This window comes from Stenotrophomonas sp. YAU14A_MKIMI4_1 (genome assembly GCF_003086855.1).
Taxonomy (GTDB): domain Bacteria; phylum Pseudomonadota; class Gammaproteobacteria; order Xanthomonadales; family Xanthomonadaceae; genus Stenotrophomonas.
In genome coordinates this window covers 3,815,185-3,829,123 of record NZ_CP025998.1, presented here as the reverse complement: position 1 = coordinate 3,829,123, position 13,939 = coordinate 3,815,185, and the positions used below count along the sequence as shown (strand labels likewise).

Here is a 13,939-nt window from a genome sequence, read left to right as displayed (position 1 = left end):
AGGAGGAACATCGCGATGAGCAACACTACTGCAGGCCGTGACATCACCGCGGCCGTCGTGCGCGGCAAGGAACAACCCTTCGTGATCGAGCAGGCGCACCTGCGCGGTCCACAGGACGACGAAGTGCTGGTGAAGGTGGTGGCCACCGGTCTGTGCCACACCGACCTGATCGTGCGCGACCAGTACTACCCGGTGCCGTTGCCGGCGGTGCTGGGCCACGAAGGCGCGGGCATCGTCGAAGCCGTGGGCCCGAATGTGCGTGACCTGAAGGTGGGCGACCACGTGGTGCTGACCTACGGCGCCTGCGGCCACTGCAATCCCTGCCGCGGCGGCCATGGTGCCTACTGCAAGGATTTCTTCGGGCTCAACTTCGGCGGCGATGATGGCCACGGCCATACCGCCATCACCGATGCGCAGGGGCAGCCGTTGCACGATCATTTCTTCGCGCAGTCCTCGTTCGCGACGTTTGCCATCGCGCGCGAGATCAATGCCATCAAGGTGCCCGACGATGCGCCGCTGGAACTGCTGGGCCCGCTGGGCTGCGGCATCCAGACCGGTGCCGGTGCGGTGCTCAATTCGCTGCAGGTGCGTTCGGGCAGCAGCTTCGCCAGCTATGGTGCCGGTGCGGTCGGCCTGAGTGCGGTGATGGCGGCCAAGGTGGCCGGCGCGACCACCATCATCGCCATTGATGTGGTGTCTTCGCGGTTGGAACTGGCGCTGGAACTGGGCGCCACCCACGTGGTGAACAGCCGCGAGACCGACGTGATCGAGGCGGTGCGCGCGATCACCGGTGGTGGTGCGGATTACGCGCTGGAATCCACCGGTCGCCCGGAAGTGCTGTCGGCCGGCATCGAGGCGCTGGGTGGGCTGGGCATGATGGGTGTGGTGGGCGCGCCGAAGCTGGGTACCACGGCCAGTTTCGATGTGAATAACCTGCTGCTGGGCGGGCGCAGCATCCGCGGCATCGTGGAAGGTGACAGCGTGCCGCAGGTATTCATTCCGCAGCTGGTGACGCTGTACCAGCAGGGCCGGTTCCCGTTCGACAAGCTGGTGAAGTTCTATCCGCTTGAGCAGATCAACCAGGCGGCCGAGGACAGCACCAAGGGCATTACGTTGAAGCCGATCCTGCGTATTGCCGCGTAAGGGTGGGGTGGGTCCGGTTGCGGGGAACGAGCAAGGGGTCGGATCCGTTTTCCAGAGGAAAACGGCTCTGACCCCGCAAACGACCACATAACGCGGGCATGGCACGGGTAGGTGTACGCTGTTGCGATGATGGCCACGACAGTCGGGCAACAACAGTTGGTGGCGGCGCGCGATGCGTTCGTCGAGGGCGACATGGCGTCGCTGGCCGGGCTGCCGTTGCCGCTGCAGCAGTCCTGGCAACGCTCGCGGGCGGCCGGGGTGCTGCCCGGGCAGGAACCGTATTACCCGCCGCTGCAGGGCGATGGCCGGCGCCTGCGCGATGCCGACGACCGTCGCCTGGCGCGCTGCGTGCAGCCGGAACTGGAACAGCTGTGGGCGGCCTTCGGCGGGCGTGGCTGGACGATGTTCTGTGCCAACCGCCACGGCATGGTGATCGCGCAGCAGGCCCATGGCCTGGAAGATGCCGCCTTGCTACGGCCGATCCAGGTGGGGCGGCAGCTGGGTGAAGCGGAGATCGGCACCACCGCGCCGGCAGTCAGCCTGGCCGACGACATGCCCGCCCTGGTGCGCGGCAACGAGCATTACCTGCAGCGCTTCGCGCCGGTGTTCTGCCTGAGTGAGCCGCTGCACGATCTGGACGGCCAGGTCTGCGGGGCGATCGACATCACCGGGCTGGGCGAGCGTGATCCGGCGCTGCTGCAGGGCTATTTCCGGCAGGCCGCGCTGGCCAGTGAAAACCGCTTGTTCCATACCCTGGCCGATGTGCACCTGCTGGCCGTGCAGCATGATCCGCGCTGGCTGGCCACGCCCCTGCAGGGGCTGTTGGCAGTGCAGGAGGACGGGCAGCTGCGTGCGGCCAACCGTGTGGCGCGGCGCCTGCTGGGCCTGCCGCGGCGGGGGCCATTGCCCCTGTTGTCGATGGAAACCGTGTTTGCTGGCGCCAGTGCGGCGCAGCGTCGCCATCTGCTGCAGCCTGGCCCTGCGCACCGGGTGCGGCTGGGCGAGGGCAGTGCGGTCTATCTGCAGCACCTGCGGGCCCCACGGGCACCGCGCACACGTGCGCCGGCGCCTGCAGCGGTGGCTGCCGCGCCCCTGCGCGAGCAGCAGCGCGAAGCGGCGCGACGTGCGGCACATGCCGCCGATGGCAACCTGAGCCTGGCCGCACGCCAGTTGGGTGTCTCGCGCACCACGCTGTACAAGCTGCTGCGCGATTAGTCGCGCAGTCCGCCGGGCATGGCCCGGCGCTACCGCTGAGGCGCGGGTAGCGCCGGGCCATGCCCGGCGAAAGAATCAATCGCGGAAGTTGTTGAACTGCAGCGGCAGTTCGAACTTGCCGGCCTTCAGCACGGCAATCGCATCCTGCAGGTCGTCGCGCTTCTTGCCCTGCACGCGCAGCTTGTCGCCGTTGATCTGGCTTTCCACCTTCAGCTTGGCTTCCTTCAGCGCTGCGGCGATCTTCTTGGCGATCTTCTGCTCGATGCCCTGCTTGACGGTGATCTTCTGCCGGGCCTGGGCCAGGTTGGTTTCGATATCGCCAAATTCCAAGCTCAGCACGTCGATGCCGCGGGCGGCCAGACGCGCGCGCAGGATGTCGTTCATCTGCTTGAGCTGGAATTCGGTCGGTGCGGTCTGGTTGATCACATCGCCATCGCGTTCGAACTTCGCATCCACGCCCTTGAAATCGAAGCGGGTGGCGAGTTCGCGGTTGGCCTGGTCGATGGCGTTGGTCAGCTCGTGGGTGTCGACTTCAGACACGACGTCGAAGGAAGGCATGGGCGTGGCTCCGCGGAATTCAGTGGCGGCCATTCTATCGCGTGGGCCCCGCGGTGTTCGTAGAGTCGAGCCTGCTCGACTGCCCCGTGCCCGTGCCCGTGCTGCCAGTCGAGCAAGCTCGACTCTACAGACGGCGGTTGCCGGGCGATAATGGGCCATGAACCTGCAACGCTCCCCTTCGCGCGCGGTGGCCTGGATGGTCGCGGCGGTGGCCTGTTTCTCGCTGATGGACGCCGGCATGAAGCAGCTGTCGGCCAGTTACCCCTCGCTGGAAGTCACCTTCCTGCGCGGTGCGGCCTCGCTGCCGTTCGTGCTGGTCTGGGTGCTGGCCAGCGCCGGCCCGCGCTCGCTCATTCCGCGCCGCTGGGGCCTGCATCTGCTGCGCGGCGGCCTGGGCATGGCGATGATCGGCTGCTTCGTGTTCGCCCTGCGCGACCTGCCCCTGTCCACCGCTTACAGCATCTACTTCGTCGCCCCGCTGCTGATTGCCGCACTGTCGGTGCCGCTGCTGGGCGAGCGGGTGGGGCCGCGCCGCTGGGTGGCCATCGGCGTCGGCCTGCTGGGGGTGATCGTGGTGCTGCGGCCGGGCGTGGACGGCTTCATTTCCATCCCAGGCCTGATGGTGCTGGCCGCAGCCACGGCCTATGCCATCGCCGCCATCACCGTCAGCCTGCTCACCCGCACCGATACCTCGCAGTCGATGGTCGTCTGGTTCCTGGTCATCATGGCCATCGGCGCCGGCCTGCTGGCGCTGCCTGACTGGGTGCCGCTGCAGCTGGCCCATGCGCCGCTGATCGCCGGCATGGGCCTGGCCGGCGCACTGGGCCAGATTGCCCTGACCCGTGCCTTCCAGCTGGGCGAGGCCTCGATGATCGCGCCGCTGGAGTACAGCGGCCTGGTCTGGGTGATCGGCTGGGACCTGGCGTTCTGGGGCCAGCTGCCGGACGCCTACACCTGGGTGGGCGCGGCCATCATCGTGGCCTCGGGCCTGTACCTGCTGCACCGGGAGCGCCTGAACCGGGTGCAGCCTCCGAAGCCGCTGGACCACCCGTAATCGTGGCGGGTCGGGGGTCGGAGCTCCTGCGGGGATCCGACCCCGGGGTCAGCCCCCCCGCAGGGGCTCTGACCCCCGCCGTCATCGCCGGTACACGCGGCTTAGAACCAAAAGGAATAACATTCTGGCCCAAGGCGCAGGCGCGGAACCGCCGGCGCTGGTAGGCTGCACGCCCCTTCTTCCGCCCCGCCGGTGAGCCACGCCCGTGATCGAGTTCCAGCGCCTGCACAAATCCTATGCCGTTGCCGGCCGCCAAGTGAGCGCGCTGCAACCGTTGGACCTGACCATCGACGCCGGCGAAGTGTTCGGCATCATCGGCCATTCCGGCGCGGGCAAGTCGACCCTGATCCGCATGATCAACCGCCTGGAAGAACCCACCGGTGGCAAGCTGCTGATCGGCGGTGAAGACATCACGGCGCTGGATGCCGACGGCCTGCGCGCGCTGCGCCGTCGCATCGGCATGATCTTCCAGCACTTCAACCTGCTGTCTTCGCGCACGGTGGCCGGCAACGTGGCCTTCCCGCTGGAACTGGCCGGCACGCCGAAGGCAGAGATCGACGCGCGCGTGGCCGAGCTGTTGCAGACCGTTGGCCTGCAGGACCACGCGACGAAGTACCCGGCGCAGTTGTCCGGCGGCCAGAAGCAGCGCGTGGGTATTGCCCGCGCGCTGGCCACCCGCCCGCAGATCCTGCTGTGCGACGAAGCCACCAGCGCGCTGGATCCGCAGACCACCGCGTCGGTGCTGGCGCTGCTGTCGAAGATCAACCGCGAGCTGGGCCTGACCATCGTGCTGATCACCCACGAAATGGATGTGATCCGCCGCGTCTGCGATCGCGTGGCCGTGCTCGATGGCGGCCACCTGGTGGAAACCGGTCCGGTCACCCAGGTCTTCCTGCACCCGCAGCATGCCACCACGCGGCGCTTCGTCAGCGAATCCGAACACGTGGACGAAGGCGTGCTGCACCGTGATTTCGACGTGGTGGGCGGGCGCATCGTGCGCCTGACCTTCCTCGGCGGTGACACCTACGAGCCGTTGCTGGGCCGCGTGGCCCGCGAAACCGGCATCGACTACAACATCCTGTCCGGCCGCATCGACCGGATCAAGGACACCCCGTATGGCCAGCTGGTGGTCGCCCTGGTGGGCGGCGACCAGTCCGCCGCGCAGGCCGCGTTCGTGGCTGCCGGCGTGCACGTTGAGGAACTGCGCCGATGATCGTCGCCACTGCTGAAGGTTTTTTCCGCCACCTGGATGCCAACAAATGGGTGGATATCGGCAAGGCCACCATCGAGACGCTGCTGATGATGGCCGGCTCGCTGCCGCTCACCCTGGCCATCGGCCTGCCGATGGGCGTGCTGCTGTATGTGTTCGGTGCGCCGCAGATGAAGCGCCGGCCCCTGGCTTACGGCGTGCTGGCGATCGTGGTGAACCTGCTGCGCTCGGTGCCCTTCATCATCCTTATGGTGGTGCTGATTCCGGTGTCGCTGTGGCTGATGGGCCAGTCGATCGGCGTGCTCGGCACGCTGCCGGCGCTGGTGATCGGCGCGGCGCCGTTCTATGCGCGCCTGGTCGAAACCGCCCTGCGCGAAGTGGACCGTGGCGTGGTCGAGGCGGCGCAGTCGATGGGCGCCACCACCTGGCAGCTGGTCACCCGGGTGCTGCTGCCTGAAGCCCGGCCAGGCCTGATCGCGGCCGCTACCGTCACCACGGTGGCCCTGGTCGGCTTCACCGCCATGGGCGGTGCGATCGGTTCCGGTGGCCTGGGCGACCTGGCGCTGCGCGAAGGCTACCAGCGCAACCGCACCGACGTGGCCCTGGTCACCGTGGTGGTGCTGCTGATCCTGGTGCAGCTGCTGCAGATGCTCGGCGACCGCCTGGTCGCGCATTACACCCGCAAGTAACCGGTTCATCCGCCGGGCATGGCCCGGCGCTACCGCGATGATCGCGCGGCTACGGTAGCGCCGGGCCATGCCCGGCGAACGCTCTTTCAGCGCACGTTCGGCACTTCGTAACCGAGCTTGCCCACCTGTTCGGGGTGCTGCGGCACGCGCTTGAGCTTGTCGGTGTTCACGCCGTACTCGTCACGCAGCCGCTCGGCCAGCTCCTTGTACAACGCTTTGTCCATGTCCGGCTGGCGGGCAAAGATCCAGGCCATCTCGCGGCCGGGATAGCCGATCAGCGCCCACGAATAGTCCGGCGCCACTTCCAGCACGCGCGAATGGGTCGGTACCACCCGGTAGAACCAGGTGCGCCACGCGTGGTTGCCACTGTCCGCATCGACGCTGGCGCGCGCCCGCACTTCCTGCAGCGGCTGGCCGAAGCCATCGCGGTAACGGTAGGTGATGGCGACCTTGTGGTCGTCGCGCAGTTCGTACTGGTTGACGCTGGCCACGTGGCCACGCTCGATGAAATTCGGCACGCGGCCGATCACATACCAGGTGCCCATGAAGCGCTGCAGGTCGACCGGGGCGTCCGGATCGATGGCCGTACGGTCAGGCAGCGCGCTGCGCGATGCCGGCGGATCTTCGGCAGCCAGCGCGGCGCCTCCCAGTGACAGGGCCAACACCATGGCGCAGAACGGGCGGATCGGGGACATGCGGGAGCGGGCTCCAAAAGGCTTGCCCGCGCATGGTCACTGGGTGCAGCCGATCCGTCAATGGTGTCGCAGCCGGTGAGAAGCGTTGCCGCCACGCTGTGCACCATCGACCACGGGAGAACGACCATGAACGCACGCACCGCACATCGCCCCTCGGCTGAACGCCTCAGGCAGCGCCCCGATCCGCGCGTGCTGCGCCTGGTGCAGCAGCTGGCCCTGGCGGGCGTGGCGCTGGTGCTGGTGTGGCCGGCTGCGCGTGGCCACCACGCCTGGCTGGGCTGGGCGCCGCTGTGGCTGGTGGGCATGCCGCTGGTGGCATGGTGGGCCCTGCTGGGCTGCCCGTTGCCCGTGCGGGCCGCCCTGCGGCGGCTGCGCGGCCCGCAGCAGCAGGCACGGCGGCGTCCGCCGCGCAGGCAGCGGCGCGCACGTGGGCAGGCGGCCACAGCCTGACCTTCGACACGGGGGCGGCTCATCCGAACCGTGCTAGCGTTCCACGGCTAATGACTGCCTGGAGCTGCAATGTCGCGATTCGCTTCCGCCTGCCTGTTGGCCGGCATGATGACCGGCGCCTCGGTGGGGACCGCCGTGGCCGCTGAAGACACCGACCGTTACGCTTGGCTGGAGGACGTGACCGGCGACAAGCCGCTGTCCTGGGTGAAGGAACAGAACGCCAAGTCCGAGGCGCGCCTGGCGCAGACGCCGGCGTTCAAGCAGATGGAAGCGAGCATCCGCGAGGTGCTCGATTCGGACGCCAAGATTCCCGGCGTGCAGAAGATCGGCGAGTACTACTACAACTTCTGGAAGGACAAGCAGCACGAGCGCGGCCTGTGGCGCCGCACCACGCTGGCCGAGTACCGCAAGGCCTCGCCGCAGTGGGAAACCGTGCTGGACCTGGACGCGCTGAACAAGGCCGAGGGTGAGAACTGGGTCTGGCACGGTGCCGATTGCCTGCGCCCGGATTACAGCCGCTGCCTGATCGCGCTGTCGCGCGGTGGCGCCGACGCCGATGTCACCCGCGAATTCGACCTGGCCAGCAAGACCTGGATCAAGGACGGCTTCTTCCGCCCCGAATCGAAGGGCGGGCTGAACTGGATCGACCGCGACACGGTGTTCGTCTACACCGATTTCGGTGCCGGTTCGATGACCACCTCCGGCTACCCGCGCATTGCCAAGCTGTGGAAGCGTGGCACGCCGATGGCCTCGGCCAGCGTGGTCTACGAAGGCAAGCCGGAAGACATGTACATCGCGGCCATGCACGATGACACCCCCGGTTTCGAACGCAACCTGGTCAGCCGCACGCTGGCCTTCTACAACAACGAACTGTACCTGCGCGCCGACGACGGCACGCTGAGCAAGATCGATGCGCCGAATTCGGCAGAAAAGGGCCTGCACAAGCAATGGCTGACCCTGGAACTGCGCGATGCCTGGACCGTGGGTGGCAAGACCTACGCCTCCGGCTCGCTGCTGGCGACCAGGCTGGACGATTTCCAGGCCGGCAAGCGTGATTTCGAAGTGCTGTTCACGCCCACGGCCACCACCTCGCTGGCCGGCACCGCCTGGACCCGCAACCATCTGGTGCTGAACGTACTGGATGACGTGAAGAATCGTCTGTCGGTGCTCACCCCGGGCGCCAAGGGCTGGCAGAAGAGCGAGTTCGTCGGTGCGCCGTCGTTCGGCACGCTGGCCGTGGGCGCGGTCGACAGCAATGACAGCGACGCGGTCTGGCTGACCGCCACCGATTACCTGACCCCGACCACCCTGGCCCTGGCCGAGATCGGCAAGGCACCGGAAACGCTGAAGACCATGCCGGCCTTCTTCGATGCCGACGGCAAGGTGATCGAACAGCATTTCGCCACCAGCAAGGATGGCACCCGCGTGCCGTACTTCGTGGTGCACGACAAGGCGATGAAGCTGGACGGCTCCAACCCGACCCTGCTGTACGGCTACGGCGGTTTCGAGATCTCGCTCACCCCGAACTATTCCGGCGGCATGGGCCGCGCGTGGCTGGAAAAGGGCGGCGTGTACGTGGTCGCCAACATCCGCGGCGGTGGCGAGTACGGCCCGCGCTGGCACCAGGCGGCGCTGAAGCAGAACCGTCACAAGGCCTATGAGGACATGGCGGCCGTCGCCCAGGATCTGGTCACCCGCAAGATCACCAGCGCCAAGCACCTGGGCGTGCAGGGCGGCAGCAACGGTGGCCTGCTGACCGGCAACATGCTCACCCAGTACCCGGAACTGTTCGGTGCGGTGGTGGTGCAGGTGCCGCTGCTGGACATGAAGCGCTACAGCCACCTGCTGGCCGGTGCCTCGTGGATGGCCGAGTACGGCAACCCGGACACCAGCGACTGGGAGTTCATCAAGACCTTCTCGCCGTACCACCTGTTCGACGCGAAGAAGAACTACCCGCCGGTGCTGTTCACCACCTCCACCCGCGATGATCGCGTGCATCCGGGCCACGCCCGCAAGATGGCGGCCAAGATGATCGACGCCGGCAAGGATGTGACCTACTACGAGAACATCGAAGGCGGTCACGGCGGTGCAGCCAACAATGCGCAGGCCGCGCATATGTCTGCGCTGGCCTACAGCTTCCTGTGGGAGCGCTTGGGCGGAAAGTGATGGCATGAAAAACGCCGCCCCCGGGCGGCGTTTTTCGTTGGGGGCCACGTATCCACGCATGGCGTGGATCTACCGGTGCGCGGTGCGTTCTCCGGGCATGGCCCGGCGCTACCGGAACCGCTGCAGCCCGCGCGCGATGCGCACCACCGCTTCCTGCAACCGCGGCACTTCCTGCGTGTACGCCAACCGCACGTGCTGGTTGGCCCGGTGGAAGCCGAAGTCCAGGCCCGGCGTAAACGCCACGTGCTCGGTTTCCAGGAAGTGCGCGCAGAACGCCTGCGCGTCGTCGGTGAACGCGCTGACATCGGCGTACAGGTAGAACGCGCCCTGCGGTTCCACCTCGATACGGAAACCCAATTCGCGCAGCGCGGGCAGCAGGAAGTCACGGCGCTGCTGGAACGCCTGCCGGCGCTGCTCGAAGATCGCCATCGATTCGTCGCTGAAACAGGCCAGCGCCGCATGCTGGGCAATGCTCGAGGCGCTGATGTACAGGTTCTGCGCCAGCTTTTCCAGCTCGGGCACCGCGGCCGGCGGCGCCACCAGCCAACCCAGGCGCCAGCCGGTCATGCCAAAGTACTTGGAGAAGCTGTTCAGCACGAACGCGCTGTCATCCACCTGCAGCACGCTGGGCGCATCCAGGCCATAGGTGAGGCCGTGGTAGATCTCGTCCACCACCAGGTGGCCGCCGCGCGCATGCAGCGACGTCGACAGGGCGGCCAGTTCATCGGCCGACAGCACCGTGCCGGTCGGGTTGGCCGGTGAGGCCACCAGCGCACCGACGCTGTCGCTGTTCCAGTGCTGTTCCACCAGTGCAGGGGTCAACTGGTAGGCGGTGTCCGGGCCGACCGGCACCAGCCGCGCGCCGCCTTCCACCAGGCGCAGGAAGTGGCGGTTGCACGGATAGCCCGGATCGGCCAGCAGCCAGTGCCGGCCCGGATCGACCAGCAGGCTGCTGGCCAGCAGCAGCGCGCCCGAACCGCCGGGGGTGACCAGGATGCGCTCGGGATCGATGTCCAGCCCGTAATGGCGGGCATAGAAACCGCTGATCGCCTGGCGCAGCGCCGGCAGCCCGCGCGCAGCGGTGTAGCGGGTGTGGCCGGCGGCCAGTGCGGCCTGGCCGGCGCGCACGATGGGTTCGGCGGTGGTGAAGTCCGGCTCGCCGATCTCCAGGTGGATCACATCGTGGCCGGCCTGTTCCAGCGCCTGTGCGCGGGCCAGCAGGGACATCACGTGGAACGGGGCGATTTCATGGCTGCGCCGGCTGTAGCCCGGCGTGTGGGGCAGGGTGCTCATGCGCCCATGGTACGCCGCACGCCGGGGGGGCGCTGCGGCAATGGTAGAGTCGAGATCCTATGTTCGTGGTCAAGTCTGCTGGAAGCAGGCTTCACCCACTTTCAGCATGCTCGGGTCGAAATCCCGGCCGCTCTTGAAGACGCCCCACGCGATTCTGGCCAGCTTTCTGGCCAGGATGTTGAAGCTGGCGGTGCTGCTGTGTCCGCGGTCGCGGATGGCTACGTAGAGGGGTTTTCCCCCCTTGGATCGGGTCAGGCCCATGGCCGCCATGTAGAGGATCTGACGCAGGCCGGCATTGCCTCGTTTGGACAACCGGCGACGGCCTATCCGGGCACCGGATTCGTTGGGGCGTGGATCCAGGCCGGTGCAGGCCACCCAGGCGTCTGAGTTGGCCAACGGCCAGCGGGTGAGGTGATGGGTAACAAAGGCTGCCACCGTCGGCCCCACGCCCGGAATGGTCATGATCCGCCGATACAGATCGCGCTGTTCGCCGCTGCGACAGAGGTGTTGGATCTCTCGATCCAGCATCGCAATGGCCCCTTTCAGACCACTGAATATCGGCCCGAAGATGGCCGACTCAGCCGCGTCGGTCCCCAGAGAAAGATGGAGTGTTGCCTTGTTCCGGACCAGGCTGTCACGCTGCTGCAGAAGCACATGCAGCCGTTCCTGCTCCGGCGAGCGGGCGATGTGCTCGTGCAGATTGTCGGCCTCCCTGGCGATGTACCGTGCGATGACCTGCGCGTCCCCGGAATCAGTCTTGCCCCGGCAGGCCACGCCCTTGGCGTAGTGCTTGATGTCACGCGGGTTGAGCAGGAAGACAGCGTGGCCGGCCTTCTGGGCTGCCCGAACCACAAGCTCGTGATGGCGATTGGTCGCTTCAACGCCGATACGCGACTTGGCAGGCACGCTAGACAGCCACTTGCCGATGGCCGAGGCTGAATTGGCGATTCGGGCGCTGCCCTTGGTGCCGTGGCGCGCCACCACCAAAGTCTTTGAATCGGCGTCGATGCCGATGGCCGAATGATCTGACATCTGTGCAACTCCCAGCTATTGTTAAGGGGCTGGGGTGGTACCGCACCACGTTGGCTTGCCTACATCGGCGGTCCTCAAAAGGCCGCTAGATCCTTTATCGACGTTAAGGTGCGGGATGGGGATCGCTCGACTCGTCTGTCGGCTCGACTCCGCAGATGCTTGCTTGACGGTCCCTCCACCCTGGCTCCTACATACCTCGTAGGAGCCGGCGGGAACATACAAGCTTGCTCGACTGCTGTTGCGGTCAGCCGAGCAAGCCCGACCCGACCTACGCCACGGACGCCATTGCGTAACCGCACCAGGACCCTTATTTCATGAAACCCACCCTCTGCCTGTTGCTTGCCAGCCTGATGACCAGCACCGCTACCGCCGCCACCCCGCCCGTTCCGCCGGACGCCCAGAAGCGTCCGCACGAGGTCAAGGCGCCGTTCGGCGCGACCCGCAACGATGACTATTACTGGCTGCGCGACGACACGCGCGAAAACAAGGACATGCTGGCCTACCTGCAGGCCGAGAATGCCTACGCCGACCAGCGGTTGGCGCCGCTGAAGCCGCTGGAAGACACCCTCTACAAGGAAATCGTCGGCCGCATCAAGCAGGACGATGCCAGCGTGCCGGCGCGCGAGCGCGGCTACTGGTACTACAGCCGCTTCGAGACCGGCCAGGACTATCCCATCCATGCGCGCCGCAAGGGCAGCATGGAAGCGCCGGAAGAAGTGCTGCTGGACGTGAACACGATGGCCGCCGGCAAGGGCTACTTCAACGTCGGTTCGATGGAAGTAAGCCAGGACAACCAGCTGCTGGCCTGGGCCGACGATGACGTGGGCCGCCGCCAGTACACCATCCGCTTCAAGGACCTGCGCACCGGCAAGGTGCTGCCCGATGTGATCACCGGCAGTTCCGGCGATCTGGTCTGGGCCGATGACAACCGCACCGTGCTGTACGTGGAAAACGACCCGGAAACCCTGCTGACCGTGCGGGTGAAGAAGCACGTGCTGGGCACCCCGGCCAGCGCCGATACCGTGGTCTACGAAGAAGAGGACGACAGCTTCTACATGGGCATCGGCCGCACCCGCGACGATCGCTTCATCACCATCGGCGTGCACAGCACGGTGTCTTCGGAAGAGCGCTACGCCCCGGCCAGCGACCCGACCACCTTCACCGTACTGGCCCCGCGCCAGCGCGACGTGGAATACGATGCCGACCACTACGATGGCCGCTGGGTGATCCGCACCAACGATGGCGCGAAGAACTTCAAGCTGGTCACCGCGCCCACCGATGCCACCTCGCGCGCGCAGTGGAAGGACTGGATCGCCCACGACGATGCGGTGTTCATCGAAGGCTTCGAGCTGTTCGACAGCTACACCGCCATTGCCGAGCGTTCCGAAGGCCTGGAGCGCGTGCGCCTGCTGTTCAAGGACGGCCGCACCGATTACGTGAAGGCCGACGAGCCGGCGTACTCGATGGGCCTGGGCGACAACACCGAGGCCGATACGCCGTGGCTGCGCTACGTCTATACCTCGATGACCACCCCGACCACGGTGTTCGAACTGAATACCGCCACCGGCGAGCGCCGCCAGCTGAAGGTGCAGCCGGTGATCGGCTACGACGCCAGCAAGTATGAAACCGACCGTGTGTGGGTGACCGCGCGCGACGGCGTGAAGGTGCCGGTGTCGCTGGTGTATCGCAAGGGCTACCAGAAGGATGGCAAGGGCGCGCTGTTCCAGTACGCCTACGGCAGCTACGGCATGTCGATGGACCCGTACTTCAACCAGACGGCAGTCAGCCTGCTCGACCGGGGCGTGGTGTATGCCATCGCGCACATCCGCGGTGGCCAGGAAATGGGCCGCGACTGGTACGAGAACGGCAAGCTGCTGCACAAGCAGAACACCTTCAACGACTTCATCGACGTCACCCGCGCGCTGGTGGCGCAGGGATGGGCGGCGAAGGACCGGGTGGCCGCCTCCGGTGGCAGCGCCGGTGGCCTGCTGATGGGCGCGGTGGCCAACCAGGCGCCGCAGGATTACCGGGTGATGGTGGCGCAGGTGCCGTTCGTGGACGTGGTCACCACCATGCTCGACCCGACCATTCCGCTGACCACCAACGAGTACGACGAGTGGGGCAATCCGGAACAGAAACCGTACTACGACTACATGCTGTCCTACTCGCCCTACGACAACGTGAAGCGCCAGGCCTACCCGGCGCTGTTCGTGGGTACCGGCCTGTGGGATTCGCAGGTGCAGTACTGGGAACCGGCCAAGTGGGTGGCCAAGCTGCGCGATGACAACACCGGATCGTTGCCGATCCTGTTCCGCACCAACATGGAAGCCGGCCACGGCGGCAAGTCCGGGCGTTTCCAGCGCTACCGCGAACTGTCCGAGTCGTATGCGTTCGTGCTGCAGCAGCTGGGCGTCGCCCAGCCGTAAGCGGGGTG

Annotated in this window: 12 protein-coding genes; 8 read left to right on the top strand and 4 right to left on the bottom strand. The window is 66.8% G+C overall.

Going from position 1 to position 13,939, the window contains the following annotated elements:
* Nucleotides 1-15 precede the first annotated feature (15 nt).
* Both C1931_RS17275 and C1931_RS17270 read left to right on the top strand, forming a co-directional pair.
* Nucleotides 16-1,143, top strand: coding sequence for an NAD(P)-dependent alcohol dehydrogenase (locus C1931_RS17275; protein ID WP_108757205.1), 1,128 nt, complete (start codon nt 16-18; stop codon nt 1,141-1,143).
* Between the two features lie 129 nt (nt 1,144-1,272).
* Entirely contained in the window at nt 1,273-2,358 is a 1,086-nt protein-coding gene (locus C1931_RS17270) for a helix-turn-helix domain-containing protein (protein WP_234412841.1), read from the top strand.
* A 75-nt stretch (nt 2,359-2,433) separates the two neighbouring features.
* On the opposite strand, the gene C1931_RS17265 is transcribed toward C1931_RS17270, so the two are convergent.
* Nucleotides 2,434-2,916, bottom strand: a complete 483-nt coding sequence (locus tag C1931_RS17265; protein WP_010481366.1) for a YajQ family cyclic di-GMP-binding protein — start codon at nt 2,914-2,916, stop codon at nt 2,434-2,436.
* A gap of 157 nt (nt 2,917-3,073) precedes the next feature.
* Here C1931_RS17265 and C1931_RS17260 point away from each other — a divergent pair, with 157 nt between their 5' ends.
* The 3 genes from C1931_RS17260 (at nt 3,074) to C1931_RS17250 (ending at nt 5,869) form a co-directional block, all read left to right on the top strand.
* A complete protein-coding gene (locus tag C1931_RS17260) occupies nt 3,074-3,970 on the top strand; it encodes a DMT family transporter (protein ID WP_108750472.1) in 897 nt (298 codons plus the stop codon).
* A gap of 205 nt (nt 3,971-4,175) precedes the next feature.
* Nucleotides 4,176-5,183, top strand: a complete 1,008-nt coding sequence (locus tag C1931_RS17255; protein ID WP_108757203.1) for a methionine ABC transporter ATP-binding protein — start codon at nt 4,176-4,178, stop codon at nt 5,181-5,183.
* A complete protein-coding gene (locus C1931_RS17250) occupies nt 5,180-5,869 on the top strand; it encodes a methionine ABC transporter permease (protein ID WP_108750474.1) in 690 nt (229 codons plus the stop codon). Before C1931_RS17255 ends, C1931_RS17250 begins: the two co-directional genes overlap by 4 nt.
* Nucleotides 5,870-5,955: 86 nt before the next feature.
* On the opposite strand, the gene C1931_RS17245 is transcribed toward C1931_RS17250, so the two are convergent.
* On the bottom strand, nt 5,956-6,564 hold the full coding sequence (locus C1931_RS17245) for a lipocalin family protein (protein WP_108754201.1): 609 nt from the start codon (nt 6,562-6,564) through the stop codon (nt 5,956-5,958).
* A gap of 126 nt (nt 6,565-6,690) precedes the next feature.
* On the opposite strand from C1931_RS17245, the gene C1931_RS17240 reads away from it, so the two are divergent.
* On the top strand, nt 6,691-7,014 hold the full coding sequence (locus tag C1931_RS17240; protein WP_108757202.1) for a hypothetical protein: 324 nt from the start codon (nt 6,691-6,693) through the stop codon (nt 7,012-7,014).
* Nucleotides 7,015-7,083: 69 nt separating this feature from the next.
* On the top strand, nt 7,084-9,180 hold the full coding sequence (locus C1931_RS17235; protein ID WP_108757201.1) for a prolyl oligopeptidase family serine peptidase: 2,097 nt from the start codon (nt 7,084-7,086) through the stop codon (nt 9,178-9,180).
* A 108-nt stretch (nt 9,181-9,288) separates the two neighbouring features.
* Here C1931_RS17235 and C1931_RS17230 read toward each other — a convergent pair whose 3' ends face one another.
* Both C1931_RS17230 and C1931_RS17225 read right to left on the bottom strand, forming a co-directional pair.
* Nucleotides 9,289-10,473: a pyridoxal phosphate-dependent aminotransferase gene (locus C1931_RS17230; RefSeq protein ID WP_108757200.1), complete on the bottom strand. Its 1,185-nt coding sequence runs from the start codon at nt 10,471-10,473 to the stop codon at nt 9,289-9,291.
* Between the two features lie 69 nt (nt 10,474-10,542).
* Nucleotides 10,543-11,505 (bottom strand): transposase, encoded by a 963-nt coding sequence (locus tag C1931_RS17225; RefSeq protein WP_108756303.1) that lies wholly within the window; start codon nt 11,503-11,505, stop codon nt 10,543-10,545.
* 314 nt (nt 11,506-11,819) lie between these two features.
* On the opposite strand from C1931_RS17225, the gene C1931_RS17220 reads away from it, so the two are divergent.
* A complete protein-coding gene (locus tag C1931_RS17220) occupies nt 11,820-13,931 on the top strand; it encodes a S9 family peptidase (RefSeq protein ID WP_108757199.1) in 2,112 nt (703 codons plus the stop codon).
* The last annotated feature ends 8 nt before the right edge of the window (nt 13,932-13,939 follow it).